This window comes from Shinella sp. 1A1 (assembly GCF_055379515.1).
Genome location: NZ_AP039672.1, coordinates 999,036 through 1,024,496, shown reverse-complemented (window position 1 = coordinate 1,024,496; position 25,461 = coordinate 999,036). Strand labels below are relative to the sequence as shown.

The window sequence follows — 25,461 nt, the reverse complement described above, 5'->3', positions numbered from 1 at the left end:
GATCTCAATTCTGTTGCTGGCCAAACCCACGGTCCCACTTGCGCTGATCTCGATCATGTCCGTTCCGCCTGCAGCGCGCCGGCCAATTGGCTCGGATGGACGATGCCGGCCATCTTGCCGTCACGGCCCCAGACCGGGACGGGCTGGTAGAGCGCCATGCAGGAGGCGAGCGCGTCATCGATGGTCATGTCCTCCTCGATCTTCGGATCGTCGGGCATCTTTGGCAGCGTTTCGGGCATGTTCATCATCGCGCTGACATGGGAATAGCGGCCCTTCGGCACGTCGCGCGTGAACTCGCGGACATAGTCGTCGGCCGGATTGACGATGATCTCGTCCGGCGTGCCGATCTGGACCACCACGCCATCGCGCATGATGGCGATGCGGTCGGCGAGCTTCAGCGCTTCCGTGATGTCGTGCGTAATGAAGACGGAGGTCTTCTGGAGACCCGCCTGGAGCTTCAGGAATTCGTCCTGGAGCTGCCGACGGATAAGCGGGTCGAGGGCGGAATAGGGTTCGTCCAGGAAGAGCAGGTCGGGATTGACGGCGAGCGCCCGGGCGATGCCGACGCGCTGGCGCTGGCCGCCCGAAAGCTCGCGCGGAAAGGCGTCCTCGCGGCCGGCAAGGCCGACAAGCTCCAGCATCTCCAGCGCGCGCTTGCGCCGGTCCGGCCGGTTGAGGCCCTGCATCTTCAGCGGAAAGCCGACATTCTCCGCCACGGTCATGTGCGGGAAGAGGCCGAAATGCTGGAAGACCATGCCGAGCTTGTTCCGCCTGAGCTCGATCAGCCGCTGCTTGCCGGCCGTCAGGATGTCCTCTCCATGGATGAGGATCGAGCCGGCGGTTCCCTCGGCAAGGCGGGAGATCGTGCGGATCAGCGTGGACTTGCCCGAACCGGACAAGCCCATGATGACGAAGACCTCGCCTTCGCGGACGTCGAAGGTGACGTCCTGCACGGCGGGCACGAGACCGCGTTCGCGCAGCAATGCGGCCGCTGCCCGCGCGTCGTTCCCGGTTTCCGCAAGCGCCCGTTTCAGTTGCTGGCGCGCATCCGCGCCATAGACCTGCCAGACCCCCTTGCAGGAGATGGCGGCATGGGGTGAGGGCTGGGACATGGACGCCTCCTCACTTCGTCGCGGCGTCGACGATCGGCTTCCATGTATCGGTATTGGCGCTCAGCCACTCGGCAGTGACGGCTTCGGTCGGCTTGCCGTCTACATCGACCGCGCCCATCAGCGGCTGCTGCTGCTCGGTGGTGAGGGTGAAGTTCTTGATGATCTCGTAGGCGGCCGGCCACTTGTCCTTCAGGCCCGGCCAGGCGGCCTTGAAGACGCGCGTCGGGATGAAGTCGCAGTCGCCGGTCACGTCCTTGTTCGGACCGTAGGCCGGATCGTCGTAGCATTCCTGCGTGCCCTTCGGCAGTTCGACGAATTTCAGGTCGAAGGCCGCGATTGCCCAGTGCGGCTGCCAGAACACGGCGATGAGCGGCGTCTTGCGCTCGACCGAGGCGCGGAACTCGGCGACCAACGCGCCTTCCGAGCCGGCGGGAAGCGCCTTGAAGGGGAGGCCGAGCGTCTTGATGCGGTCGGCGCCGGGCGTGCCCCATTCGCCGGGATAATCGACGAGGCGTCCGTTCGGCAGGGTTTCGGCGGTGGCGAAGGCGGCCGCGCAATCCTTCAGCGCCTCCCAGGCCGGCAGGCCGGGACAAAGCTCGGCGACATGCGGCGGATAGACGAAGCCTTCGCGCGCGACGAGGCCGAGCTCGCCGAGATCCTCGACCTTGCCCGCCTTGTTGAGCTGGCGATACTGGTCGGTGACGTTGGAGCCCCACACTTCCATCGCGGCATCGAGCTGGCCCTCGGAAACGGCCTGCCACATGTTCTGGTATCCGGCGGTCACATATTCGACCTTGTAGCCTGCCGTTTCCAACATGTGGCCGGCGATGCGGGTGGTGATCTGCTGGCCCGTCCATTCGTTGATGGCGAGCTTGATCGGCTCGTCCTTGGCGCCGAGTTCGGCGGCATGGAGCACGGTTGCGGATAGTGCCGCGAGGCAGGTCGAGATGCCGAGCTTGTAGATATTTCGCATTGTCACTCTCCCGGTTTTTTAGTTCCCGATGAAAGTGTTGCACAAAGCGAAGGCGTGTTTTAACTAATTACGCCATCGATTTTACATATTTGGACGGCCTGCCGATGGACCAACCTGCGATCCAGATCCACATCCTCGTCACGCCGAATTTCAATCTGGCAGCGACGACGGCTTTCATCGATCCGTTCCGCGCCGCGAACTATCTCGAAGGCGTCACCCGCTTCCGCTGGATGCTGGCGTCCGCGCCGGGCGGTCCCTGCCAGGCGAGCAACGGTCTCGTGGTGGAAACGCACAAGCTCGCCAATATCCAGAACGACCCGTCCGACATCGTCGTGATGTCGGCAAGCTGGACGCCGGAGACCGGCAAGACGCCCCAGCTTCTCGCGGCGCTCCGCAAATGGGCCCGCGCGGGCAGCATCGTCGGCGCGCTCGATACCGGTGCCTTCATCGTGGCCGATGCCGGGCTGCTGCGCGGCCATCGGGCGACCGTGCATTACGAGCATATCGACGCGTTCAAGGAACTGCATGGCGATGTCGATGTCTCCGAGGATATCTTCGTCCGCGACGAGAAGCGTTTCACCTGTTCGGGCGGTATCGCCTCTTCGGATATCGCGCTGCACATCATCCGGGCGATTTCCGGCGATGCGCTCGCCAATGCCTCGGCCCGCTATATCTTCCATCCGTCCCTGCGCCCGGCGGGAACGTCGCAGAACCCGGCGAGCTCGGAGCCGCTCGGCACGCATGTGCCCAACACGATCCGGCAGGCGATCATCGTCATGGAGCAGCATCTCGAAAATGCGCTCTCGATCCCGGAGATCGCGGACGAGGTGGAAATATCCCATCGCCAGCTCAACCGGCTGTTCATGCGCTATGTCGGGAAATCGCCGGCCATCTACTATCGCGACATCCGGCTGGATCGCGCCCGCGGCCTCGTCACCCAGACGGACATGCCCATGTCGGAGATCGCGATCGCGTCGGGATTTGCGAGCCAGGTGCATTTCAGCCGCGCCTACCGGGAGCGTTTCGGCCTGTCGCCGCGCACGGACCGGGTCGACGGCCGCATTCCCTTCGAGTTCCGCGCATGGCCCATGCATCGTAAATCCGGCAGCAATTGATGGCGGCGAAAAAAGCTAAATCGATGGCGTACCGCGCATAGAAAGGGGTTCTGGTTGGCGGGAAGCTAGGTCATCGTGAAGGGCAACAGCACGTTGCCCCGGACCTGGGAGACGCCGCCATGACATTGCTTCCGTCGAAGGACGAGTTCGCTGCCATCCAGAAGGGCTATTCGCCGAACGCCTCGCGTTCGCTGTCGTTGAACGCCGCCGCCTATACCGATCCGCGCTGGTACTCGGTCGATCTGCAGGAGATCATCGCCAGGACGTGGCAGTGGGTCTGTCATGTCGAGAAGGTTCGTGAGCCCGGCTCCTACGTGACCGTCGAGATCGCAGGCCAGCCGATCGCCGTGGTTCGCGACCGTGAAGGCGTGCTGCGGGCCTTCTACAATGTGTGCAAGCACCGCGCCCATGCGCTTCTCGAGGGCGAAGGCCGGTCCACCCGCATCATGTGTCCGTATCATGCCTGGGTCTATCGCCTGGACGGCCAGCTCGTGCGCGCCCCGCATACGGAGACGCTGGAGGAGTTCGATACCAAGGACATCTGTCTCGACCAGGTGCAGGTCGAGGAGTTCTGCGGCTTCATCTATGTCAATCTCGATCCGAACGCGTCGTCGCTGAAGTCGCAGACCGGCGATCTCGAAACCGAGATTCGTCACTGGGCGCCCGATATCGACAAGCTCACCTTCGCGCGGCGCCTGACCTATGACATCAAGTCGAACTGGAAGAACGTCGTCGACAACTTCCTCGAATGCTACCATTGCCCGACGGCGCACAAGGATTTCTGCACGCTCGTCGACATGGACACCTACAAGGTGACGACGCACGGCATCTATTCCAGCCATATGGCGGATGCCGGCAAGAATGCCAACAGCGCCTATGACGTCTCGAACGCCACCGTCACCACCCATGCCGTCTGGTGGCTGTGGCCGAATACCTGCATCATGCGCTACCCCGGCCGTTCCTCGATGATCATCCTCAACATCATCCCGGCCGGCCCCAACCGCACGCTCGAGACCTACGACTTCTTCCTTGAGGACACCGAGCCGAACGAGATGGAACTCCAGACCATCAAGTATCTCGACGAGGTGCTGCAGGTCGAGGACATCAAGATCGTCGAGAGTGTCCAGAAGGGCATGAGCACGCCCGCCTTCACGCAGGGCCGCATCGTCAACGATCCCGATGGATCGGGCCAGTCCGAACATGCCGTGCATCACTTCCACGGCCTCGTCCTCGACGCCTATGCGAAAACCGCGGCGTAAGCCGGACGATGATGGAGGACATGACGATGGGTGGACGTCTTGAAGGAAAGGTCGCGTTCGTGACGGGCGGGCGCGGCGGCATAGGCCGGGCGATATGCGCCCGGTTCGTCCGGGAGGGTGCGACGGTCTACGCCGCGGACCTTTCCGATGCCGGCAGCATGGGCGCGGCGCTCGCCAATAACGGCAGTTTCGTCCGGCTCGACGTAACGTCCGAGGAGGAGGCCATCGCCGCGATGGCGGAAGTGGAGCGGACGTCCGGCAAGCTCGATATTCTCGTCAACGCGGCCGGGATCGAGCTTGAGAAGACGATCGAGCACACGACCCTCGAAGAGTGGAACCGCAGCTTCGCCGTCAATGTGACGGGCACCTTCCTCGCCTCCAAACATGCCCTTCGCCTGCTGCGCAAGGCCGCGGCCGGCGGAACCACCGCGTCGATCATCAATTTCGGCAGCTATGACGGTTTCATCGCCGATCCGGGCCTTGCGGCCTACTGCGCCACCAAGGGCGCCGTGCATGCGCTGACCCGCGCCATGGCCGTCGACCATGGGCCGGAGGGCATCCGCGTCAACGCGATCTGCCCCGGCTATGTCGACACGCCCATGCTGCAAAGCTTCTTCTCCGGCGCCGGCTCGGGCGGCGGGGGAGGGACGATCGACAGCCTCAAGGAGGCGGTCCGCAACGTCCACCCGATCCGCAACTACGGCACGCCCGACGATATCGCCAATCTCGTGAACTGGCTGGCGAGCGACGAGGCCCGCTACGCGACCGGACAACTATGGGTGCTGGACGGCGGTCTTTCCGCTCAGGTCCAGCAAATGAGGCTCTGACATGTCGAAATCCGTCATCATCACCTGCGCGCCGACCGGCGGCATCCACACGCCCACCATGTCCGAATATCTGCCGATCACGCCGGCCGAGATCGCGACGGCCAGCATCGAGGCGGCGGAAGCCGGGGCATCGATCATCCATCTCCATGCCCGCGATCCCGAGACCGGCAAGCCAGATCCGCGCCCGGAAACCTTCCAGAAGTTCCTGCCCGTCATCAAGCAGTCCACGGACGCGGTGATCAACATCTCGACCGGCGGCGGCCTCGGCATGACGATGGACCAGCGCCTTCTCGCCGCCACCTCGGCCAGCCCGGAAATGGCGAGCCTCAACATGGGGTCGATGAATTTCGGCATCTTCCCGCTGCTCGGCAAGTACAAGGAATGGAAGCACGACTGGGAGCCGAAATTCCTGGAGATGACGCGGGACTTCATCTTCCCGAACACCTTCGCGACCATCGAATATGCGCTGAAGAATCTCGGCGAAGCGCATGGCACGAAGTTCGAGTTCGAATGCTACGACCTGAGCCATCTCTACAACATCAAATGGTTCATCGATCAGGGCCTGATCAAGCCGCCCTTCTTCGTGCAGATGGTGTTCGGCATCCTCGGCGGCGTCGGGGCGGACCTCGAAAACCTCGTCCACATGCACAAGATCGCCGACCGGCTCTTCGGCCCGGAAAACTACGAATGGTCCGTGCTGGCGGCCGGCCGCCACCAGATGCCTTTCGCCACGCAGAGCGCATTGCTCGGCGGCAACCTGCGTGTCGGTCTCGAGGATAGCCTGTTCATCGGCAAGGGCGAGCTTGCGACCTCGAATGCCCAGCAGGTCCGCCGTATCCGTGAGATCGTCGAAAGGCTCGGCCTGACCGTTGCCACGCCCGCCGAAGCGCGCGAGCGGCTCGGCCTCAAGGGCGGCGACAAGGTGGGGTTCTGATGCAGACGAACCTCTTCATCAACGGCGCCTTTGTCCCCGGCGGCGGCGAGGCGCTTCCCGTTCTCGATCCCGCGACGGGCAGCGAGATTGTCGCCGTCAACGAGGCGACGCCCGGGCAGGTGGATGCCGCGGTGGCCGCCGCATCCGCCGCCTTCGACAGGTTTTCCCGCACGACGCCTGGCGAGCGCGCGAGCCTCCTCCTGAAGATGGCCGACATTCTCGAACGGAACAGCCTTGAACTGGCCGAAATCGAAAGCCTCGATGTCGGCAAGCCGTGGCCGTCAGCCCATGATGACGAGATGCCGCTGACCATCGACACGTTTCGCTTCTTCGCCGGCGCTGCCCGGACGATGACGGGGCCGGTCGCCGGAGAATATGTCTCCGGCCATACCAGCATGATCCGCCGCGAGGCTGTCGGCCCCGTGGCCGCCATCACCCCCTGGAACTATCCGCTGATGATGGCGGCCTGGAAGATCGCCGCGGCCATCGCCGCCGGCTGCACCATCGTCCTCAAGCCTTCGGAAATCACCCCGCTCTCCACGCTGAAAGTGGCGGAACTCTTTGCCGACATCCTTCCAAAGGGGGTCTTCAACGTCGTGCATGGCCGCGGCGCGACCATCGGCGACAGGCTGATGAATGCGCCGCAGATCGAGGCGATCGCCGTGACCGGCTCGCCCGCGACCGGCATGGCGGCAATGCGGGCGGCCTCGCAGCAGATCCGCCACGTCCATCTGGAACTCGGCGGCAAGGCGCCGGTCATCGTGTTCGACGACGCTGACGTGGAGGCGGTTGCGAAGACGATCCGCTATGGCAGCTTCTTCAACGCCGGCCAGGATTGCGCCCAGCCGTGCCGGATCATGGTGCAGGACGGCGTCTACGACGCGCTCGTGGCAGCAACCGCGCGGGAGGTCGGGGAGATACGCATCGGCGCGCAGAAGGCCGAGGGCACGCAGATGGGGCCTGTCGTCTCGGCGATCCAGGCGGACCGCGTCGCCGGCTTCGTCGAGCGCGCCCGCAGGAGCTGCGAGGTCGTCACCGGCGGCGAGCGCGGCGAGGGCCAGGGCTTCTTCTACAAGCCGACCGTGATCGCCAATGTCGACAACGATGCGGAAATCGCCACGAACGAGGTCTTCGGTCCGGTCGTCACGATCTCGCGTTTCTCGGATGCCGACGAGGCGCTCTCCATCGCCAATGCCGGCCGCTATGGACTTGCCTCGTCCGTATGGACCCGCGATGTCGGCCGGGCGATGGATATGACGAGCCGTCTTCGCTACGGCTTCACCTGGGTGAACACCCATGGCGTCGCCACGCCGGAAATGCCCTGGTCCGCCATGAAGGGTTCGGGCACGGGCTGCGACATGTCCATTCATGCGCTGGATGCCTATACGTCGGTCCGCCACGTCATGGTCTCTCACGGGTAGCGGGGCGGGACGATGGCAGAAGCAAACAAGATCGCGATCGTCACGGGTGGAGGCCGGGGCATCGGCCGCGCCATCGTCGAGCGCCTGCGGCGGGACGGAGCAAACGTCGTCACCTGCGGGCGCGGCGAGCGCCCGGCGGATCTTCCGGCGGATATCATCTGGGTGACAGGCGATGTCTCCCGCCCGGAAGATGCAAGTCGCATCGCTGCCACGGCCGCGCAGCACGGCGATATTACCGTGCTCGTGAACAATGCCGGCATCCAGATCGAAAAGACGGTGCCCGAGACGACCGATGCCGAGTGGGACCAACTCGTCGGCATCAATTGCCGGGGCGTCTTCAACATGTGCCGCGCGGTCATCCCGCTGATGGCGGAAGGCGGCGGGGATATCGTCAATCTCGGCTCGATCTCCGGCATGGTCGCCGATCCGTCCATGGCGATCTACAATGCCTCGAAGGGCTTCGTTCACAGCCTCACGCGGTCCATTGCCGTCGATCATGGCCCCAGGGTGCGGTGCAATGCCGTCAGCCCCGGCTGGATCATGACAGAAATGGCGGAAAGCGGTTTCGCCTTGGCAAGCGACCCGGAAAAGGCGCGGGCGGATTCCATCGCCCGCCATCCGGCCCGCCGCTTCGGCAAGCCGGAGGATGTCGCCAATGTCGTCGCCTGGCTGGTTTCCACCGAAAGCGCCTTCGTCACCGGCCACTGCATCACCATCGACGGCGGGCTGACCGCCGCATCACCCCTTCAACCAGGATTATTCTGATGACCGAATTCAAGCAAACCGCAGTACTGGGCGCCGGTGTAATCGGTGCGAGCTGGACGGCACTTTTCCTCGCCTCCGGCCGCGATGTCGCGGTCTACGATAATTCGCCGACCGTCGAGAAGACTGTCCGGGACTATGTCGCCCGCGCCTGGCCGACCCTTGAAGGCCTCGGCCTCGTCAAGGGCGGCAGCCAGGATCGTGTCCGCTTCTGCAAGTCAGCCGCCGAGGCCGTCGAGGGCGCTTCCTTCGTCCAGGAGAACGTGCCCGAGCGCATCGAGATCAAGCACGCTCTCTACCGGGAAATCGAAGCTTCGCTCGGTGCCGATGCCGTGGTCGCGACCTCCGCCTCCGGCCTCACGCTCAGCGAAATGCAGGAGGGCTGGAAGGAGCCCGGCCGCTTCGTCCTCGGCCATCCCTTCAATCCGCCGCACCTCATCCCGCTGGTCGAGATCATGGGTAACGAGCGGACGGCGGAGGGTGTCGTCGAGGCGGCGGAGCGCTTCTACGGGGCGGTGGGCAAGGTTACCATCCGCGTCAACCGCGAGGTCCCCGGCCACGTGGCGAACCGCCTTCAGGCGGCTGTCTGGCGCGAGGCCATCCATCTCGTCAAATCCGGTGTCGCCAGCGTCGAGGATGTCGACAAGGCGATGTGGGCAGGGCCGGGCCTGCGCTGGGCGGCCATGGGGCCGACCATGCTCTTCCATCTCGGCGCCGGGGAGGGTGGCCTTGCCGCCTTCTGTGAACGCTACACCGACAGCTTTAATCGCTGGTGGGACGATCTCGGCGTCCTTCATCTCGACCCCGCGATCGCCGAGACGCTGGTCGCCGGCGTCACCGAGGAAGCCAATGGCCAGACGCCGGCGGATCTCTCCGCCCGACGCGACGCCTTGATCGCCAGCATCCAGAAGGCGATGGCGCCGCTTCGCGCGAACTAAAACAGAAAGAGGTGCCCCATGCGTGACGAGCCGATCGATCCTTGCGCCCGCATCGTGGTGATCGGGGCGGGGCAGGCGGGCTTTACCGCCTGCGCCAAGCTGTGCGACCTGGGGCATCAGGGGCCGATCACCCTGATCGGCGAGGAAGCGCATCCGCCTTATCAGCGGCCGCCCTTGTCGAAGGGCTACCTCCTTGGCGAGATCACCGAGGACCGCCTCTATTTCCGCCCGCCGAGCTTCTATGAGGAACGGTCCATCGACCTCCGGCTCTCGGCAACGGCCTCGGCCATCGACCGCGACCGGAAAGTCGTTGCGCTCGCCGATGGCGCCACCGTCCCTTACGACCGCCTCATCCTGACCACCGGTGCGCGCCCGAGGACGTTGCCAGCGGAGATCGGGGGCGATCTCGATGGCGTCTTCTGCGTCCGCAATCTCGCCGACATCAACGCCATGGCGGAGCATTTCCGTCAGGACCAGCGTGTGCTTATCGTCGGGGGCGGTTATATCGGTCTCGAAGCGGCGGCCGTCTCCGCCAAGCTGGGCTTGAAGGTGACGGTGATCGAAGCTGCACCGCGCATCCTCCAGCGCGTCGCGTGTCCGGAAACCGCAGCCTATTTTCGAGACCTGCACGACCGGAAAGGCGTCACGCTGCTGGAGGGCGCGGCGCTCGAGACGCTGCAGGGCGAGGAGGGGCATGTCCGCTCCGCACGGCTTGCCGACGGCTCGGTCATCCCGGTCGATTTCGTCATTGCCGGCGTGGGCGTGGTCCCGAATGTCGAACTGGCCCACGCCGCTGGCCTTTCCATCGACAACGGCATTGCCGTGGACGAGAACTGCCGGACCTCCGACCCGCAGATCTACGCGGCCGGCGATTGCGCTTCGTTCCCCTGGCGGTCCGGCCGGATTCGTCTGGAAAGTGTCGGCAACGCCATCGAGCAGGCGGAGGCCGTGGCGCGGTCCCTGACGGGAACGCCCAGCCGGTATGATGCAAAGCCGTGGTTCTGGTCCGACCAGTATGAGGTGAAGCTGCAGATCGCGGGGCTTTCGGCCGGCTACGATACCGTGACGACGCGCGCCGGTGCGGCGGGCGGCGTGTCCTATTGGTATTATCGCGGCGAGGAGTTGCTTGCGGTCGATGCGATGAACGATCCGCGGGTCTACATGGTCGCCAAGAGGTTGATCGAAGCCGGCAAGTCGCCTTCCGCCGATATCGTCGGCGACCCCGCGACCGACCTCAAGGCTTTGCTTCAATAGTCCCGTGGCCTGCGGCCACTCACGTCAGTAGTCGGCAACCAATCTTCGAGTGTTTCCATGCCCAGAATATCGATCGTCGCAAAGGATGGCACCGTATTCGAAATCCAGGCCGAGTCCCGAACGAGTGTCATGGAGAATGCCGTGCGCAACTCCGTGCCGGGTATCGAGGCCGAATGCGGTGGGGCATGCGCCTGCGCGACCTGTCACGTCTATGTCGATGACGCCTGGCAGGAAAAGGTCGGTCCGCCCGGTCCTATGGAGGCGGACATGCTCGACTTCGCCTATGACGTCCGCCCGAGCTCGCGGCTCTCCTGCCAGATCAGGATCGCCGACGCACTCGACGGTTTGGTCGTCTACGTGCCGGAGCGCCAGTCCTGACGATGGCGCCGCCGGAGCGGCCTGTCGCGCGAGACCCAAGATGACAAAGATTTAAGCTGTGCCGCCGCCGGTCCTATGGCAAAAAGGACGACTAGGGATTGCCGGTAGCCGCCCATGAAGATCATTCTCGCAGAAGACGACAGCAAGACCTCCGATTTCCTGCGCAAGGGGCTGTCACAGGCAGGATATTCCGTTGAATGCTACGCGGACGGCCGCGACGCCCTGAGCCATTGTCTCTATAACGAGGTCGATCTCGTTGTCATGGACCGCATGATGCCCGGCATGGACGGCATGGCGGTGCTGAAGGCGTTGCGCGCGGCCGGCAAGACGATGCCGGTCCTGTTCCTGACCTCCATGTTCGATGTCGGCGACAAGGTGGAGGGCCTGATGTCCGGCGCGGATGACTACCTCACCAAGCCGTTCCACTTTTCGGAACTTCTCGCGCGCATCGTGGTCCTTGCCCGCCGTCCGACGGCGGCGGCGGGGGCGGCGCTTGTGCTGACGGTTCATGATCTCGAACTCGACCTTCTCTCGCGCACGGCCCGGCGCGGCGATACGAGCATTGACCTGCAGCCGAAGGAGTTTGCTCTTCTGGAGGCGCTCATGCGCAATGCCGGCCGCATGATCACCAAGACCATGCTGCTCGAGAAGGTCTGGGATTTCAGCTTCGACCCGCAGACCTCCGTGGTGGAGACGCATATGAGCAGGTTGCGCGCCAAGATCGACAAGCCCTTCGCGGTCGCCCTGATCCACACGATGCGCAATGTCGGCTATTGCATCCATGCGCCGCGGTAACATCCTCTCGGGCGGCGCCTTCACGGCCGCCTTGCTCTCGCTCGGCGCCTTCATGGCCGTGCTGCTGGCGCTCGGTGCTATCCTCTATATCGTGCTCAGCGGCGCCATGGAGCGCGACGTGGACAACCAGCTCTTGGAGGAGGAGCAGCTCTTCCTGCAGATATATGACCGATACGGCCAGCAGGCGCTTGTCGACGCCATTGGCCAGATGGAGACGCCCGCGGTGGCCGGTCGCCGGGTGGCTGGACTGTTCGATGCAGACGGGCGGCGGCTCGCCGGCAATCTCGATACCCTGCCCCTTTCCGAAGGCTGGATGACGCTCGAATTCAACCAGCTCCTGCCGCGCCCGAACGGGCTCTATCGTCTTCATGCCAGCAGTACCACTCCGCTTGACGGGGCGGCGACACTCGTCGTCGGATACAATATCCGGGTACTGCAACGGACGGAGTGGCAACTGCTCTATTCGCTGCTGCTCGCCGGCGCCGCAGTGACGATTGCATCGATAGCGGCGGGCTATGCGGTAAGCCGACGGATGTTCGGCAAGCTGGAGGCGATGTCGGAGACGCTTGAAGCCGTGTCGCGCGGGGATATGGCGGTACGTATCCCCGTGTCGTCCTTGAATGACCAGATCGACAGGATCGCGCAGCGCATCAACGCGCATATCGATCGGCTTGCGGTGTTGTCCGACATTACCAGGAACACGGTCAACACGATCGCCCACGACCTGCGCTCGCCGCTCGGCCGGATCTCCCTGGAGGTGCAGCAGGCCATGGCCGAGACGACCGGCGATGCCGGGCTGCAGGAGAGAATGGAGAGCGTCCTTGCGGAACTGGAGGGCGTCACGGGCGCGTTCGATGCGATCATGCGCATTTCCCGCATTCGGGCTTCGGCGGGTGAGGCGGACTTTTCGGTGGTGTTCGTCGCGGAACTGCTGGCCGAGATGCAGGAGACCTTCACGCCGCTGCTGGAGGACATGGAGCAGAAGCTGGTCTGCGATCCCGACGTTTTCCGGGGGCTTGCCGTTTTCGGCGATGCCCCCATGCTGCGGCAGGCTCTCGCCAATCTCGTCCAGAATGCCGGCCGGCATTGCCCGCCGGGCACCACCGTCACCCTGGATGCGGCGGAGGACGGGGAGGGGGCGGTGGTGCTGCGGGTCTGCGACGACGGGCCGGGCATTCCCGCCGACCGGCGCAGCGACGTGCTCCTGCCCTTCCACCGGGTCGAAGGCGGCCAGCCGGTGCCGGGATCCGGGCTCGGGCTTGCGCTCGTCAGCGCTGTCGCCGTCCGGCATGACGCGTCACTCGTCCTTTCGGACAATGGTCCCGGCCTTGCGGTTTCGATCCGGTTCCCGCCCCGGGCGAAAATCAATATTCTGTAAGCTTCGCGCCAGCCCCACGCGAACATGCGGGTCTATTCTGCCTCATGCCGGCGCCGCCCGGAAAGCGGCCGGAGAAAGAGTGCGCCATGCCCCTTCATCTCCATACCGCGATCACCGCGCTTTCGATCGTCCTTCTCAGCGTGGATGCGCTCGCGCCTGCGCATGCCGCCCCGGTTCGAGCCGCTGCCAGGGACAGCGCCGGCCTGATCCGGCCCATCGATGAAGCCTACCGGGCCGTGCGGGAAATCCGCGAAGCGCGTCAGGCCATCTTCGATGGCGCGCCCGATAAGGCGATAGCCCTCGTCAGCGAAGCGAAGACCGACATGCAGGTCGTGCAGCGCCACGCGACGGATCTCGCCGTGCCGGTCGGAAAGCGGGCGAAAGAAGGAGACGCCTACATCCCCCTCGATGTTCTGCTCGTATTGTCGAAAGGCTTCAAGCCGACGGACGAGACGCGGGCGTCGGTCGATAAGGCCAATGTGTATATTGCAAAAGGTGAATACAGACTGGCGATCACGGTTCTGAAAGCTGCGGATATCGGCATTACGGTCTCGGCGACGCTTGTCCCGGCAAATGCCAGCCTGCGGTCTGTCGAGGCAGCTGCGCGGCTGCTCGATGTGCGGAAGTACTACGAGGCTAGCCAGGCGCTGAAAGCCGTGGAAGATTCCGTCGTCGTCGAGGCCTATGACACCGACGGGATTCCGGTCCGCGAACAATAGGCCGGACACAATCAAGATCGCATGGCGACGGCCGGGAACGGAATTCCCGGCCGTTGGCGTTAGCGGGCGGGACTTGGGGCGGCAGAAACTTACACGGATGTAAAGTTCGCGCAGAGCTCATGCAAATTCGGCGCCGCATGATCTACTCACGGTCACGATGAAGATTCATACCGGATCTGGAGACCGCATGGAGATCACTATGAACCGCTTTGCATCCGCAGTTGGCATTTCGCTCATCGCTCTCTCATCCCTGGCCGGCGTCGCTCGTGCTGAAATGTGGCCCGGCGCGGATATCCAGCAGTCGCATCTCGACAGTGCCGTCAAGGCGCTGAAGGGAAAGAACTTCACCGTCGTTGACATCAGCACCCTCGACAACGGCGACCCGATGGCCAATCCGGACAGCTATGCAGCCAATACCAAGTCGCTGCAGAAGGCTATCGCCGGCAACAAGGCGCTCACGGAGGCGCTGAAGGCACAGGATGTCGAGTTGCGCAACGTGGTTGCTGTCGATGAAGCGGCCGATGGCGGCTTTACATTCTACGTCCGTTAGACGGGCGACCAACCCTGCACGTTAGGACATCGAAGGGGAGGCGGCCCGACCGGCTCCCCATCCGCTTCTGCGGCGGCCTGCGATCAGCGCCGATACATCGACCGCTCAGTTGTCCATCTCCGAGCAGGCAGATGACATCATGGAGCAATGTCACCTTCAGTCAGCTCTCCCGGCAGGCAAGCGCGTTGGAAGCTGCGGGCGGTATCGTCTTCGGCATCCGCCCGGAGCATGTGGAAATCGATCCCGCCGGCATTCCGGCCCATGTCCTTCTCGTAGCTGACGGGGTCGGAAACGGTATTGTCGCGGGAGATCGCCGAGGATCGTATCCTCGCCAGCATGCGCGAGCGAACGAATGCCGATATCGGATCGACAGTTCGTGTCTCCTTCCGGAAGGCGGCGTGGCATGTCTTCGATGCGAGCGGGATGCGGCTTGGATAGGGTGTCGGCACGCGTTCCCTATCCTTTGCGATTCCGCGAATCCGGTCAGGCGCCTTCGCGCTTCGTCCGCTCGGCGCTGGCCTTCGCTCTTTCGAGATGGCCTTTCATCAGATCGGCCGCGCGCGCGCGGTCACCCTCCTGGAGCGCGGTGATGATGCGCAGGTGCTCCTGGCACCATTCACGCACGCGCCGCCCATTGGTGTAGCTGGCGAATTCCAGCAGGCGGCGAAGGCGGTTCTGGTGCTGGATGGACTGGAGCAGGAACGTGTTGCCGGAACATTCCGCGATGGTCTCGTGGAAGCTGGCGTCGAGCTCGAAGAGCTGGCGCGCCGGCAGGCTGTTGAAATCCGGCCGGGCGAGGAGGTTCAAATGCTCCAGGCGGATATGTTCGAGCGCGGCCGGATGGGCCCGGAAACTCTCCATCAATATGCCTGACGGCTCGATGACGCAGCGGAATTCATAGCTGGCGTCCAGCGCGAATTTGTTGTCGAGGGTCGGCTGGAAGGTCCAGTTGCGCCCCGGGCCGCGCGTGATCAGCCCGTCGGCCATCAGGGCCGAGAGCGTCTTCTGCAGGACATTGCGCTCGACCCCGTAGCGGCGGGAGATTTCCGCCTGTCCTACCGTCTCGCCAAGCTGGTGCGTCAGCCTGTCCTCGACGATGCGGGCATAGAGATCCTGTTGCGGCGAACTGGGGACCTCCACCTCCGTCCGGCCGAGCGCCTCGGCGCCGATCTTCATGAAGAAGCCCTTGTTCTTGCGGGCTTCCACCACGCCTCTTTCCGCCAGTAGCATCAATGCCGCGCGGATCGGCGTGCGGGAGACCTGCAGCACGTCGGCAAGCTGCTGCTCGCGCAGGTGATAATCCACCTGAAAACGCGAGGCGCGCGCCAATTCGACGATGCGATTTGCGAGGAGGTAGCGGTTTTGACGGGGATTTTTGTCCATAGCCCGAAAGAAAATTGTACTGTTACTTGCCTATCATACAGGCAGCTTGTGTGTTTTTCAAACTTCTCGTTGCGGCTTCTGCACGATTTTGCACCGTAAAATAGGTGCGGAACCGCGGATATTGAGGAAATTGCGCTTCGCAAACACGCCTTGTCGGCAAATTTCGCGAGTGCTCTCCATCGCAATATGGGTTGACGGGGTGCCGGTCAAATTGTACAAGTTGATAAATTAAAAACAATAAGGCTCCATCAAGGAGCACGGTCTGCAAATTCGAATTCTGCAAACACGAATGGGGAACTCCGCATGAACCGTCTTCTTCGCATTCTTCTTCTCGCAGCAGCGCCGCTTGCCGTTTGCGGCGCTGCTGCCGCCGCCCAGTCCCTCGACGGCGTCAAGCTCGTCGAAGCGGGCAAGCTGACCTATGGCGTGGCGGCCAGCTTCGCGCCGTTCGAATATGTCAGCGAGGGCAAGCTCACCGGCTTCGATATCGATTTCCTTCAGGCGCTCGCCGAAAAGCTCAAGGTCGAGCCGGCGGCGATGAACATGGAGTTCAAGGGCCTTATCCCGGCGCTTCAGGGCGGGCGCATCGATATCATCAACTCCGCCATGTACATCAATCCGACCCGCGCCGAGCAGGTCGATTTCGTGCCCTACCTCGAGATCGGCAACAACGTCATGGTCCAGACCGGTAATCCCAAGGGGATCACCGGGCGGGACGACACGATCTGCGGCAAGACCGTCGCCGTGACGCTCGGCGGCATTTCGGAAAGCCAGGCGCGTGCCGATAACGAGCGCTGCCAGGCCAAGGGTCTCGGCGAGGTGAAGGTGCTGACGCTGCCCACCGCGCAGGACAGTGCGCTTTCCCTGAGCCAGGGCCGGGCCGACGCGAACTACGAGAGCACGCCGGGCGCGGTGATGGCGCTGGAGAAGATGCCGGGCGTCTTCGAGATCGCCGGCGAGCCCTTCGAGATGGATACCCAGATCGGCATCGCGACGCCGAAGGGCGCGACCGAGCTGCAGGCCGCGCTTGCGGCGGCCATCAAGGCCATGGCCGAGGACGGCTCCTATGACAAGCTGATCGCCAAGTGGAAGCTGCCGCCTTCGGTTTCGCTGTTCGACTGAGCCTCGCTGACCGGAGGCGCCAGGCGCCTCCGGTCCCCTCGCGCCGATACTCCATGCGGTCTCCGCTCCGCTTTAAAAACAGGGAAAGCTGACTGATGTCACTTGATCTGGTCTTCCAGTATCTACTCTCGCCCACCTTCTTCCACGGTGCGGCCATGACCCTGCTGATCACGGTCAGCTCTCTCGTCTTCGGCCTGCTGGCCGGCTTTGTGCTCGCGCTCGTCAATCAGGTGAAGTTCCTGCCTGTCCGGCTGATCGCGGTGTTCTATCTCTGGCTGTTTCGCGGCACGCCGGTCCTCTTCCAGATCATCTTCATCTACAATGTCCTGCCGACCTTCGGCATCCGCCTGACCGCTTTCGCTTCCGGTGTCATCGCGCTGTCGCTCAACGAAGGCGCCTACATGGCCGAGATCATCCGTTCGGGCCTTCAGGCGATCAAGAGCGGGCAGCGCACGGCAGGCATGGCGCTCGGCATGACCAAGCTGATGGTGATGCGCTATGTCGTCCTGCCCCAGGCCGCGCGCATCATGCTGCCGCCGATCGGCAACCAGACCATCGGCATGCTCAAGACATCGGCCCTCGTCTCGGTCATCGCCGTGGAGGAGCTGCTGCTGGTGGCCAACCAGACCGCATCGGCAACCTTCCGCTACTTCGAGGCGCTGAGCGCGGCCGGCATCTACTATCTCGCACTGACGACCATCTTCATGGCCGGCCAGTACTGGATGGAACGCTCGCTCGAACCCAAGCGCAGCCGCGCGCCGAAGCGCTCCGTCCTTTCCATCCTGCTGCAGCCTGCTGCCGAGAATAATTGAGGCCATCCGATGACCGGTTCCGCTTTCCTCGAAGTCAACGGCGTCAACAAGTATTTCGGCTCCCTGCATGTCCTGAAGGACTGCTCCTTTTCCGTGACCAAGGGCCAGACCGTGGTCCTGATCGGCCCCTCCGGCTCAGGCAAGTCCACGCTGCTGCGCTGCCTCAACCTCCTGGAGCCGCCGAGCGCAGGATCGATCGCCTTCGAAGGCCGGGAGATCACCGGCGACCTGCGCAACGCCCACAAGCTGCGCGCGCAGATCGGCATGGTGTTCCAGAACTTCGAGCTGTTCCAGCACCTCAACGCGGTGGAGAACATCATGCTGGCACCGATGAAGGTGCTCGGCTACTCGCGCCTCGACGCCCATGACCTGGCGGTCGACCTGCTGCACAAGGTCCACATTCCCGACCGCGCCGATCACCTGCCGGACGAATTGTCCGGTGGCCAGCAGCAGCGCGTGGCCATCGCCCGCGCGCTGGCGATGAAACCCAAGCTGATGCTCTATGACGAGCCCACCTCGGCGCTCGATCCGGAAATGATCCGCGAGGTGCTCGACGTCATGACCGAGCTTTCCGCCGATGGGATGACCTCGGTCTGCGTCACGCACGAAATGGGCTTCGCGCGCCGTGCGGCCGACCGGATCATCTTCATGGAGCGGGGCTCGATCATCGAGAACGCCACGAGCGAGGTGTTCTTCAGCGGTGAGGCCAGCGACCGCGCCAAGCAGTTCCTCAACCAGATCCTGCACTGAACTCCGTGCCTTTTCAGGGAAGTCCGATATGAACATCCGCCCCGATGCCGCTCGCATGAAGCGCGAGCTGGGTGAACTCGTCGCCATCAACTCCGAAAACCCGCCGGGCGGGGAGGGCGCGGTGGCGCAGTGGGCCCGCGAACGGCTCGCATCGCTCGGCTTCGAGGTGAAGCTGATCGAATATGCCCCCGCGCGCTTCAATGTCGAGGCGCGGCTGGTCAACGGGCCGGGCCCCGTCTTCGCGTTCAACACCCATATGGATACGGTGCCGGCGGGCGACGGCTGGACCTCCGATGCCTTCACCCTCACCGAGCGCGACGGCCGGCTTTACGGCCGGGGAAGCTGCGATTGCAAGGGGCCGCTGGCCGCCATGATCGAGGCGGCGCGCATGCTGGTCGCCGAGCGGCAGGCATGGTCCGGCACGCTGATGGTGGTCTTCACCGGCGACGAGGAGGTGGCGAGCGCCGGCGCACGCCACTATGCGGCGTCGCGGCCGGAGATCGATGCCGTCGTGGTCGGGGAGCCGACCGGCAATGCGTGCTTTTCTGCGCACAAGGGGTCCTTCCGGCCCGTCGTGCGGATAACCGGCAAGGCGGCGCATTCCGGCAGCCCGCATCTTGGCGACAACGCCATCTTCCGCGCCGGCCAGCTCATGCCGCTGCTGGCCGCGTTCCATGACGATGTCCTGGCGCAGCGCAGCCATCCGCTCGTCGGCAATCCGAGCCTGACGGTGACGCGCATCAAGGGCGGGCATGCCGACAACGTCATCCCGGCCGAATGCGAGCTGCTGCTCGACCGCCGCCTGATCCCCGGCGAGACGGATGCGAGCGCCGAGGCGGAAATCCGCGCGCTGCTGGCGGATGCGGAAAGGACGCACGGCATCCGCGCCGAGATCGTCGGCTATCACGCGACCACGGGCGGGGCGACCGACACGCCGGAAACCGCGCCCGTCGTGCAGGCCGCCGTCGCCGCCTGCCGGGCGGCGGGCGTTGCCGAAGCCGGCCCGTTCGGCTTCCAGGGGGCATGCGACCTCGTGCATTTCATCGAGGCGGGCGCCGAGGGCGTGGTGATCGGCGCCGGCGACATTCGCGTTGCCCATCGTCCCGATGAATTCGTGCCGGCGGACGAGTTCGTCGCGAGCGCCGCGATCTATGCCGACATCGCGCGGCGCATCCTGGCGGCGTGACGATGCGGATCCATCTCTACCGTTCGCTGCTGACCTATGCGGGCCTGACGGTGCACACCGCCAGTTCCGGGCCTGTGCCCGGTCTCGACACGCTTTACCTCGAACTCGATGACGGGCGGCATTGCGGGATCGGCGAGGTGCGCATCAACTGCACCTATCTGAATGGCTACGAGCCGGAGGATCTGCTGCGGCGCACCCGCGCGGCAATTGGCGGCTTCGATTGGCAGGCACCGCCGGATGCGGTTCGTGCCGCCGTTGCCGCAAGCCCGTTACCGGCGCCGGTGCGCATGCTGTTCGACATCGCGCTCTGGGACCTCGATGCCCGGCGCGCCGGACTGCCGCTCGCGCATCTTCTGGCCGGCGAGGCACGGACGCTTTCGCATGCCACGAACCAGACGCTCTTTTTATCGACCGACGAGGCGTTCGATCGGCAGGTGGCGCTTTACCTCTCGCGCGGTTTTCGCGACCTGAAGCTGCGGGTCGGCCAGGATATCGAGGCCGATTGCGCCCGCCACGCGCGCATCCGCGCCGCCCATGGCGAAACGGTCAAGCTTGCCGCCGACGCGAATGGCGCATGGACGGCGGCGGAGGCGCCGGAGCGGCTTGCGGCGCTTTCGCGCTTCGGGCTCGCCTATGTCGAGCAGCCGATCGCGGCCGGCGACTGGGATGCGATGACGCGGCTTGCCGCCGGTGCGCCCATGCCGGTGATGCTGGACGAGAGCCTTGCCTCCAGCGCTGATGTCGAGACGCTGGTGGCGCGCGCGCCGTCGGCGGCCGGCCGGCTTCAGGGGCACCTCAAGCTGATCAAGCTCGGCGGGCTGACGCCCGCGCTTGCCGCCGCGCGGTCCCTGGCCGCGGCGGGCATTCCCTTCATGATCGGCCAGATGAACGAGGGCGGGATCGCCACGGCGGCCGCGCTTCACCTCGCCGTAGCGACGCGGCCCCTCCATGCCGAGCTCTACGGCGCGGATGGGCTGGTCAACGATCCGGCCGAAGGCCTGACCTATGCGGACGGCAAGGTCGCTGTCCGCCATGAGCCCGGCCTCGGGCTGAATTTCCGGGCGCCTTCCGCGCCCCTATCCCTGGGAGAATGAGATGGATAGCGCAGGTGTCGTGCTGGGCCAGGAGTCGGCCTTTCCAAGAGACGAATACGAGAAGAGGCAGGCGCGTGCGCGGGCCGGCCTTGCCAAGGCCGGGCTCGATGCCCTGGTCATCACGGGACCGGAGAACATCTTCTATCTGACGGGGCAGCAGACGCCGGGCTATTATACCTTCCAGGCGCTGGTGCTGCCGGCCGAGGGCGATCCTGTCTTCGTCATCCGCCAGCTCGAATATTTCAACTTCATCGCCAACACGTTCATCTCCGACGCCGAGGTCTACCAGGACAGCGAGGATCCGATCGGCTTCCTGATGAAGGTGATCACGCGCAAGGGCCTTTCCGGCAAGCGCGTCGCCATCGACAAGCGCGGCTGGTTCCTGCCGATCGCCGTCTACGAGACCCTCCAGTCGGCCCTCGGCACGGTTCACGACGGCGCCGGCATCGTCGAGGCGCTGCGCGCCGTCAAGTCGCCGCTCGAAGTGGAGAAGCTGGAAAAGGCGGCGTCCTATGTGGATGCCGGCATGCGGGCCGGCCTTGCCGCCGTCCGGGCGGGCGCCTCCGACAACGACCTGGTCGCGTCCATGATGGAGGCCGCCATCCGGGCGGGCTCGGAATATATGGGCATGGAACCGCTCGTCTCGACCGGCCGGCGCACGGGCGTGCCGCACGGGACATGGCGGCGAACGGCCCTTTCGGCGAACGATCCCGCCTTCCTCGAAATGGCCGCGGTGCACGACCGCTACCACGCCGCGCTGATGCGCTCGGCCTGGGTCGGCCCGGTGCCGCAGGAGGCCGAGGACATGATGAAGGTCTGCCAGGACGCGCTCGCCGCGGCGCTGGACGAGATCAGGCCCGGCGTTGCCTGCGAGGTGCCGCACATCGCCTGCCAGAAGGTCATCGATGCCGCCGGCTACACGGACAACTTCCGCAAGCGCCTCGGCTATTCGGTCGGCATTTCGTTCGCGCCGGACTGGGGCGAGGGGGCGATCCTCTCGCTGAATGCCGGCGTCAAGACCGCGCTCCAGCCGGGCATGACATTCCACCTGCCGCCCGCCCTCCGTATCTACGGACGTTTCACCGTGGGGGTCTCGGAAACCATCGTCGTCACGGAAACGGGCTGGCGCCAGCTCGGCACCGTGCCGCGCGCTCTCACCCGCATCGACGCGTAACCAATTGCAAGGAGAATACGAATGAAGGACCGTCAGGAGGCGCAGGCGCGCCTGAAAGGCATCTTCAACATCACCATGACGCCCTTCAACAGGGAGGGTGCGCTCGACAAGGCGGGGCTCGCCCGCAACGTCGAGCGCGTCATCGCCCTCGGCTATGACGGCGTGCTCATCGGCGGCACCTATGGCGAGTTTCCCACCATGACCGTGGCGGAGCGCGCCGAGGTCTTCACGCATGTCATGGACGTGATCGGCGATCGCATTCCGGCAATGCTCTGCTCGGCCGGCTCCGACCCGCGCGACGTCTACGAGCTGACGAAGCTTGCCGGCGATCTCGGCGGCGTGCCGATGGTGACGGCGCCCTACGTCTCGGAGATTACCGACGACCAGATCGTCGACTTCTTCCGCGACGTGGCGCCGCTCTCCAAGACGGGGATCATCATCTACAACGCGCCGGGCATCGGCATCACGCTTTCGCCGGCCCTGATCAGCCGCCTGGCCGACATCGACGGCATGGTCGGCCTGAAGCAGGGCGACCTCAACCCGACGGCGATCGACCGCATCGCGAACGACCTGCGCGGCCGCGTGCGCACCTTCTGCGCCTCGGACCTCGCCTTCCTCGGCCCCGTCATGGCCGGTTTCGACGGCTTTTCGACGACCAACAGCGGCGCGCTGCCGGAACTGATCCTGGCGACCTACCGCGCGCTGGAAGCCGGCGACGCATCGACGGCACGCGACCTGCACGCGCTCTGGTACGACTATCGTGCGCTCGCCCGCGCGCATGGCCAGCCGCAGCTTGTGAAGGCGGCGATGAACCTGCGCGGCTTCGACGGCGGGTCCGTTCGCCTGCCGCTACGCGATATCCCGGCCGCCGTGCAGCCGAAGCTGCGTGCCGTGATGGAAAAGCTCGCCGCGGATTCGCGCACGGGCCTCAAGCTCGCCGCCTGAGATCGCGTCTCGAAAAAAGCCCCCGCCGCGGTCGCGGCGGGGGCTTTCGCATGCCGGTGGTCAGGCAAGCCTGCCGAGGGCTGCGGCCACGCGCGACAGCGCTTCGGCGAGCCTTCCGTCATCGATGGCATAGGCGATGCGCAGGTGCCCGGGCATGCCGAATGCCGAGCCGTGCACCATGCCGACATGAGCCTCCTCCAGAAGATAGCCGGCGACATCGAGGTCCGAAGCCAGGACGGTGCCTGCCGGTGTCCGCCTGCCGAAGAGGCCGGTGCAGTCGGCGAAGACGTAGAAGGCGCCCGGCGTGGGCAGCGCGGAGAGGCCGGATATCGCCGCGATGGCGGAGAGTACCTGTTCACGGCGCGCCAGCAGCGTCCGTTTCCAGCCGTCCAGGAAGGAGAGGTCGCCGTCGAGCGCGGCGATGGTCGCGGCCTGCGAGATGGTCGAGGGATTGGACGTGCTCTGCGACTGAAGGACGTCCATGGCGCGGATCAGCCATTCCGGCCCGCCGGCATAGCCGAGCCGCCATCCCGTCATCGAATAGCCCTTCGAGACGCCGTTGATCGTCAGCACGCGCCCGGCCAGCCGCGGCATCGCGGCCGCAGGCGCCACGAAGCTGCCATCGTGGACGATATGCTCGTAGATGTCGTCCGCCATGACGAGGGCGTCATGTCCTGCCAGCACCTCTTCCAGCGCCGAGAGTTCGAAACGGCCATAGACCGCGCCCGTCGGATTGTTCGGCGAGTTCAGGATGACCCAGCGGGTGCGCGGGGTCAGCGCGGCCGCCAGCGCCTCGGGCGTCAGCTTCCAGCCGTCCCGCGCGTGGCACGGCACGATGACGGGCTTTGCGCCTGCCAGCCGGATCATGTCCGGATAGCTCACCCAATAGGGCGCGGGCACGATCACCTCGTCGCCTTCGCCGAGGGTCGCCAGGAAGGCGTTGAAGATCAGTTGCTTGGCGCCCGTCCCGGCAATGATCTCGGAGGGGGCGTAGCGAAGGCCGTTTTCCCGTTCGAACTTGCGCGCGATGGCCGCCTTGAGCGCGGCGGTGCCGGAGACGGCCGTATATTTGGTGTCTCCGTCGCGAATGGCCTGGATGCCGGCCTCGCAGACATGGGGAGGGGTCGCGAAGTCCAGTTCCCCTTCGCCCAGGTTGATGACGTCGGCGCCACGGGCGGCCAGCGCCCGCAGCTTGTTCGATATTTCCGCGGTCGGCGACGCGCCGACGACGGCCATGCGGGGCGAGAGTCTGGAATTCATGGATGCTACCTCCGTTACGATCCCCGCATTGTCTATAATGATAAAAAAAATACAATATTGGGATTGAAACTTTTCCGATAAGGAGGATAAGTATGGGAAAAATAGCGCAGTAAGATTGTACGTTTCCATTCAACAAGTGCATGTGATGGATTCTCGGGAGAGGTCATGGGGCGCATCATCCTCGTTCGGCACGAAACGGATCATCCCGCGCTCTACGGTGCGGCGGCGGCGCTCGTCGCGGCTGCCGAAGGCGGGCGGCTGTTCTGGCCGGCGGCGCAATTCGACTTTGATCGCCATCCCGATGCCGAGCAGCATGTCGCCGATGAAGGCGCGCTCATCCCGAGCGGCCTGATCTGGGCGGATCGCCTCGCCGGGCGAAGCGCCCGCCCTCTCGCCGAGCTTTCGGACGAAGCGGTGGCCGTCGTGCCCGTTCATGCGGCTTTCCTTGCCGACGGCGATGCCGTGTCGCAGCTTGCCGCAGCGGGCGCGGAAGACAGGCCCGTCCGTCTGGAGGAGAACCGCTTCCTTGACGCCGACGGCCGCGTGATCGGCTGGCGGGACCGGTTCGGCCGGGTGCTTCCCGCCGAGCCGGCCACCGTCGCGCCGTCCGGCCTCGTCCTCGCCCTTGCGGGGCCGGCGGAACAGTTTCTTGAAACCTGCCCGGCGCCGCTTGTCGCGCTGGCGGATGCCATCGATGCCGAGGCGCCGAGAGCCGAGCTGCGTTTCCTCGATCCGCGCGACCTGCCGGCCGATCCGCTTGCCGGTGTCGACGGCGTGCTGCTTCCCGGCGGATCGCAGATGTCGGCGGTGGCGGGGCAGATCGCGCTCGCCCGCGCCGCGCGGGCAGGCGGGACCCCGATCGCGGGCCTCTGCCTCGGCATGCAGAGCATGTCGACAGCGGTCGCCCGCGAGCTTTCCGGCTGGGAGGATACGGACATGGCGGAGGCGGCTCCCGCCGCCGCCCGTCACAGTTTCATCCGCATCGAGACAGGCGAATACAGGCTCGGCCGGCGCATCACCCGGTCCGTGCCGGGCAGCCGTCTCCGGCAGCTTCTCGGGGCCGAGAGCGAAATCGCTTGCAATCACCGCTACAGGCTGGCCCCCGCCCTGCATGAGGGGCTGGCCAGCCGGGGCGTGCTGGTAAGCGCGCTCGGGGGCGAGCCGGGCCAGGATATCGCCGACGCGATCGAGGCGACGGACGGCTTCTACATGGGCATGCAGGGGCATCCCGAGCTTTCGTCCCGCCCGGCGCATCCGCACCCGCTTCTTCGCGCCTTTGTGGCCGAAGCCGCAAGAACCGCCCGCGCCCGTCGGGCCTGA

26 protein-coding genes are annotated in these 25,461 nt (G+C 65.0%); 21 read left to right on the top strand and 5 right to left on the bottom strand.

All coding sequences use genetic code 11. The annotated features are described in order from the left end of the window. Positions 1-53: 53 nt before the first annotated feature. The gene (locus tag ACZ48C_RS21515; protein WP_119255066.1) at positions 54-1,112 is read right to left on the bottom strand and encodes a quaternary amine ABC transporter ATP-binding protein; all 1,059 of its coding nucleotides are present in this window, start codon (positions 1,110-1,112) and stop codon (positions 54-56) included. Between the two features lie 10 nt (positions 1,113-1,122). Continuing rightward, a complete protein-coding gene (locus tag ACZ48C_RS21510; RefSeq protein ID WP_205536158.1) occupies positions 1,123-2,085 on the bottom strand; it encodes an ABC transporter substrate-binding protein in 963 nt (320 codons plus the stop codon). A gap of 104 nt (positions 2,086-2,189) precedes the next feature. Here ACZ48C_RS21510 and ACZ48C_RS21505 point away from each other — a divergent pair, with 104 nt between their 5' ends. The 13 genes from ACZ48C_RS21505 to ACZ48C_RS21445 all read left to right on the top strand — a co-directional run bounded on the left by ACZ48C_RS21505 (position 2,190) and on the right by ACZ48C_RS21445 (position 14,415). After that, the gene (locus ACZ48C_RS21505; RefSeq protein WP_119255065.1) at positions 2,190-3,200 is read left to right on the top strand and encodes a GlxA family transcriptional regulator; all 1,011 of its coding nucleotides are present in this window, start codon (positions 2,190-2,192) and stop codon (positions 3,198-3,200) included. Positions 3,201-3,319: 119 nt separating this feature from the next. Then, entirely contained in the window at positions 3,320-4,459 is a 1,140-nt protein-coding gene (locus ACZ48C_RS21500; protein ID WP_424549092.1) for an aromatic ring-hydroxylating oxygenase subunit alpha, read from the top strand. A 26-nt stretch (positions 4,460-4,485) separates the two neighbouring features. Continuing rightward, complete coding sequence (locus tag ACZ48C_RS21495) at positions 4,486-5,286, top strand: SDR family NAD(P)-dependent oxidoreductase (protein WP_464782904.1); 801 nt, start codon at positions 4,486-4,488, stop codon at positions 5,284-5,286. A gap of 1 nt (position 5,287) precedes the next feature. After that, on the top strand, positions 5,288-6,220 hold the full coding sequence (kce, locus tag ACZ48C_RS21490) for a 3,5-dioxohexanoate:acetyl-CoA acetone transferase (protein WP_119255063.1): 933 nt from the start codon (positions 5,288-5,290) through the stop codon (positions 6,218-6,220). Beyond that, a complete protein-coding gene (locus ACZ48C_RS21485; protein ID WP_464782903.1) occupies positions 6,220-7,641 on the top strand; it encodes an aminobutyraldehyde dehydrogenase in 1,422 nt (473 codons plus the stop codon). Before kce ends, ACZ48C_RS21485 begins: the two co-directional genes overlap by 1 nt. A 12-nt stretch (positions 7,642-7,653) precedes the next feature. Further along, complete coding sequence (locus ACZ48C_RS21480; protein WP_464782902.1) at positions 7,654-8,406, top strand: SDR family NAD(P)-dependent oxidoreductase; 753 nt, start codon at positions 7,654-7,656, stop codon at positions 8,404-8,406. Then, positions 8,406-9,341 carry a 3-hydroxyacyl-CoA dehydrogenase NAD-binding domain-containing protein gene (locus tag ACZ48C_RS21475; RefSeq protein WP_464782901.1) on the top strand — a complete coding sequence of 312 codons (936 nt, stop codon included), beginning with the start codon at positions 8,406-8,408 and terminating at the stop codon, positions 9,339-9,341. Before ACZ48C_RS21480 ends, ACZ48C_RS21475 begins: the two co-directional genes overlap by 1 nt. Before the next feature lie 18 nt (positions 9,342-9,359). Further along, positions 9,360-10,595: an NAD(P)/FAD-dependent oxidoreductase gene (locus ACZ48C_RS21470; RefSeq protein ID WP_464782900.1), complete on the top strand. Its 1,236-nt coding sequence runs from the start codon at positions 9,360-9,362 to the stop codon at positions 10,593-10,595. Positions 10,596-10,652: 57 nt separating this feature from the next. Beyond that, the gene (locus ACZ48C_RS21465) at positions 10,653-10,973 is read left to right on the top strand and encodes a 2Fe-2S iron-sulfur cluster-binding protein (protein WP_454633049.1); all 321 of its coding nucleotides are present in this window, start codon (positions 10,653-10,655) and stop codon (positions 10,971-10,973) included. Between the two features lie 114 nt (positions 10,974-11,087). Next, positions 11,088-11,768, top strand: a complete 681-nt coding sequence (locus ACZ48C_RS21460) for a response regulator (RefSeq protein WP_464782899.1) — start codon at positions 11,088-11,090, stop codon at positions 11,766-11,768. Next, positions 11,737-13,146 carry a sensor histidine kinase gene (locus tag ACZ48C_RS21455; RefSeq protein WP_464782898.1) on the top strand — a complete coding sequence of 470 codons (1,410 nt, stop codon included), beginning with the start codon at positions 11,737-11,739 and terminating at the stop codon, positions 13,144-13,146. The genes ACZ48C_RS21460 and ACZ48C_RS21455 overlap by 32 nt, the downstream gene beginning before the upstream one ends. Before the next feature lie 86 nt (positions 13,147-13,232). Continuing rightward, positions 13,233-13,865 carry a YfdX family protein gene (locus ACZ48C_RS21450; RefSeq protein WP_454633055.1) on the top strand — a complete coding sequence of 211 codons (633 nt, stop codon included), beginning with the start codon at positions 13,233-13,235 and terminating at the stop codon, positions 13,863-13,865. 187 nt (positions 13,866-14,052) lie between these two features. Next, positions 14,053-14,415, top strand: a complete 363-nt coding sequence (locus ACZ48C_RS21445; protein WP_318912839.1) for a hypothetical protein — start codon at positions 14,053-14,055, stop codon at positions 14,413-14,415. A gap of 137 nt (positions 14,416-14,552) precedes the next feature. On the opposite strand, the gene ACZ48C_RS21440 is transcribed toward ACZ48C_RS21445, so the two are convergent. Then, positions 14,553-14,864, bottom strand: a complete 312-nt coding sequence (locus ACZ48C_RS21440; RefSeq protein WP_464782897.1) for a hypothetical protein — start codon at positions 14,862-14,864, stop codon at positions 14,553-14,555. Between the two features lie 34 nt (positions 14,865-14,898). Then, a complete protein-coding gene (locus ACZ48C_RS21435) occupies positions 14,899-15,744 on the bottom strand; it encodes a GntR family transcriptional regulator (protein WP_464782896.1) in 846 nt (281 codons plus the stop codon). Positions 15,745-16,101: 357 nt separating this feature from the next. Between ACZ48C_RS21435 and ACZ48C_RS21430 the strand changes: the two genes are divergently transcribed. From ACZ48C_RS21430 to ACZ48C_RS21400, 7 genes are all read left to right on the top strand, one after another. Further along, entirely contained in the window at positions 16,102-16,920 is an 819-nt protein-coding gene (locus ACZ48C_RS21430) for an ABC transporter substrate-binding protein (RefSeq protein WP_119255052.1), read from the top strand. A 95-nt stretch (positions 16,921-17,015) separates the two neighbouring features. Continuing rightward, positions 17,016-17,732 carry an amino acid ABC transporter permease gene (locus tag ACZ48C_RS21425; RefSeq protein WP_119255051.1) on the top strand — a complete coding sequence of 239 codons (717 nt, stop codon included), beginning with the start codon at positions 17,016-17,018 and terminating at the stop codon, positions 17,730-17,732. 9 nt (positions 17,733-17,741) lie between these two features. Beyond that, complete coding sequence (locus ACZ48C_RS21420; protein WP_318912838.1) at positions 17,742-18,482, top strand: amino acid ABC transporter ATP-binding protein; 741 nt, start codon at positions 17,742-17,744, stop codon at positions 18,480-18,482. Positions 18,483-18,510: 28 nt separating this feature from the next. Next, entirely contained in the window at positions 18,511-19,668 is a 1,158-nt protein-coding gene (locus ACZ48C_RS21415; RefSeq protein WP_464782895.1) for a M20 family metallopeptidase, read from the top strand. Positions 19,669-19,670: 2 nt separating this feature from the next. Further along, positions 19,671-20,762, top strand: coding sequence for a mandelate racemase/muconate lactonizing enzyme family protein (locus ACZ48C_RS21410; protein ID WP_464782894.1), 1,092 nt, complete (start codon positions 19,671-19,673; stop codon positions 20,760-20,762). Position 20,763: 1 nt separating this feature from the next. Further along, a complete protein-coding gene (locus tag ACZ48C_RS21405) occupies positions 20,764-21,936 on the top strand; it encodes a M24 family metallopeptidase (RefSeq protein WP_464782893.1) in 1,173 nt (390 codons plus the stop codon). 21 nt (positions 21,937-21,957) lie between these two features. Further along, positions 21,958-22,881 carry a dihydrodipicolinate synthase family protein gene (locus ACZ48C_RS21400; protein WP_464782892.1) on the top strand — a complete coding sequence of 308 codons (924 nt, stop codon included), beginning with the start codon at positions 21,958-21,960 and terminating at the stop codon, positions 22,879-22,881. A 60-nt stretch (positions 22,882-22,941) separates the two neighbouring features. On the opposite strand, the gene ACZ48C_RS21395 is transcribed toward ACZ48C_RS21400, so the two are convergent. Continuing rightward, positions 22,942-24,141, bottom strand: coding sequence for a pyridoxal phosphate-dependent aminotransferase (locus ACZ48C_RS21395; RefSeq protein WP_464782891.1), 1,200 nt, complete (start codon positions 24,139-24,141; stop codon positions 22,942-22,944). 165 nt (positions 24,142-24,306) lie between these two features. Between ACZ48C_RS21395 and ACZ48C_RS21390 the strand changes: the two genes are divergently transcribed. After that, positions 24,307-25,461 carry a glutamine amidotransferase-related protein gene (locus tag ACZ48C_RS21390; RefSeq protein ID WP_464782890.1) on the top strand — a complete coding sequence of 385 codons (1,155 nt, stop codon included), beginning with the start codon at positions 24,307-24,309 and terminating at the stop codon, positions 25,459-25,461.

What these genes read in the sequence shown, in the direction of transcription:
- ACZ48C_RS21415 (WP_464782895.1), top strand. Translation starts at nt 18,511, where the DNA reads ATGAACATCCGCCCCGATGCCGCTCGCATGAAGCGCGAGCTGGGTGAA.
- ACZ48C_RS21510 (WP_205536158.1), bottom strand. Translation starts at nt 2,085, where the DNA reads ATGCGAAATATCTACAAGCTCGGCATCTCGACCTGCCTCGCGGCACTA.
- ACZ48C_RS21495 (WP_464782904.1), top strand. Translation starts at nt 4,486, where the DNA reads ATGGGTGGACGTCTTGAAGGAAAGGTCGCGTTCGTGACGGGCGGGCGC.
- ACZ48C_RS21480 (WP_464782902.1), top strand. Translation starts at nt 7,654, where the DNA reads ATGGCAGAAGCAAACAAGATCGCGATCGTCACGGGTGGAGGCCGGGGC.
- ACZ48C_RS21505 (WP_119255065.1), top strand. Translation starts at nt 2,190, where the DNA reads ATGGACCAACCTGCGATCCAGATCCACATCCTCGTCACGCCGAATTTC.
- kce (WP_119255063.1), top strand. Translation starts at nt 5,288, where the DNA reads ATGTCGAAATCCGTCATCATCACCTGCGCGCCGACCGGCGGCATCCAC.
- ACZ48C_RS21460 (WP_464782899.1), top strand. Translation starts at nt 11,088, where the DNA reads ATGAAGATCATTCTCGCAGAAGACGACAGCAAGACCTCCGATTTCCTG.
- ACZ48C_RS21465 (WP_454633049.1), top strand. Translation starts at nt 10,653, where the DNA reads ATGCCCAGAATATCGATCGTCGCAAAGGATGGCACCGTATTCGAAATC.
- ACZ48C_RS21425 (WP_119255051.1), top strand. Translation starts at nt 17,016, where the DNA reads ATGTCACTTGATCTGGTCTTCCAGTATCTACTCTCGCCCACCTTCTTC.
- ACZ48C_RS21485 (WP_464782903.1), top strand. Translation starts at nt 6,220, where the DNA reads ATGCAGACGAACCTCTTCATCAACGGCGCCTTTGTCCCCGGCGGCGGC.
- ACZ48C_RS21515 (WP_119255066.1), bottom strand. Translation starts at nt 1,112, where the DNA reads ATGTCCCAGCCCTCACCCCATGCCGCCATCTCCTGCAAGGGGGTCTGG.
- ACZ48C_RS21470 (WP_464782900.1), top strand. Translation starts at nt 9,360, where the DNA reads ATGCGTGACGAGCCGATCGATCCTTGCGCCCGCATCGTGGTGATCGGG.
- ACZ48C_RS21455 (WP_464782898.1), top strand. Translation starts at nt 11,737, where the DNA reads ATGTCGGCTATTGCATCCATGCGCCGCGGTAACATCCTCTCGGGCGGC.
- ACZ48C_RS21445 (WP_318912839.1), top strand. Translation starts at nt 14,053, where the DNA reads ATGGAGATCACTATGAACCGCTTTGCATCCGCAGTTGGCATTTCGCTC.
- ACZ48C_RS21430 (WP_119255052.1), top strand. Translation starts at nt 16,102, where the DNA reads ATGAACCGTCTTCTTCGCATTCTTCTTCTCGCAGCAGCGCCGCTTGCC.
- ACZ48C_RS21390 (WP_464782890.1), top strand. Translation starts at nt 24,307, where the DNA reads ATGGGGCGCATCATCCTCGTTCGGCACGAAACGGATCATCCCGCGCTC.
- ACZ48C_RS21420 (WP_318912838.1), top strand. Translation starts at nt 17,742, where the DNA reads ATGACCGGTTCCGCTTTCCTCGAAGTCAACGGCGTCAACAAGTATTTC.
- ACZ48C_RS21405 (WP_464782893.1), top strand. Translation starts at nt 20,764, where the DNA reads ATGGATAGCGCAGGTGTCGTGCTGGGCCAGGAGTCGGCCTTTCCAAGA.
- ACZ48C_RS21475 (WP_464782901.1), top strand. Translation starts at nt 8,406, where the DNA reads ATGACCGAATTCAAGCAAACCGCAGTACTGGGCGCCGGTGTAATCGGT.
- ACZ48C_RS21395 (WP_464782891.1), bottom strand. Translation starts at nt 24,141, where the DNA reads ATGAATTCCAGACTCTCGCCCCGCATGGCCGTCGTCGGCGCGTCGCCG.
- ACZ48C_RS21500 (WP_424549092.1), top strand. Translation starts at nt 3,320, where the DNA reads ATGACATTGCTTCCGTCGAAGGACGAGTTCGCTGCCATCCAGAAGGGC.
- ACZ48C_RS21400 (WP_464782892.1), top strand. Translation starts at nt 21,958, where the DNA reads ATGAAGGACCGTCAGGAGGCGCAGGCGCGCCTGAAAGGCATCTTCAAC.
- ACZ48C_RS21450 (WP_454633055.1), top strand. Translation starts at nt 13,233, where the DNA reads ATGCCCCTTCATCTCCATACCGCGATCACCGCGCTTTCGATCGTCCTT.
- ACZ48C_RS21410 (WP_464782894.1), top strand. Translation starts at nt 19,671, where the DNA reads ATGCGGATCCATCTCTACCGTTCGCTGCTGACCTATGCGGGCCTGACG.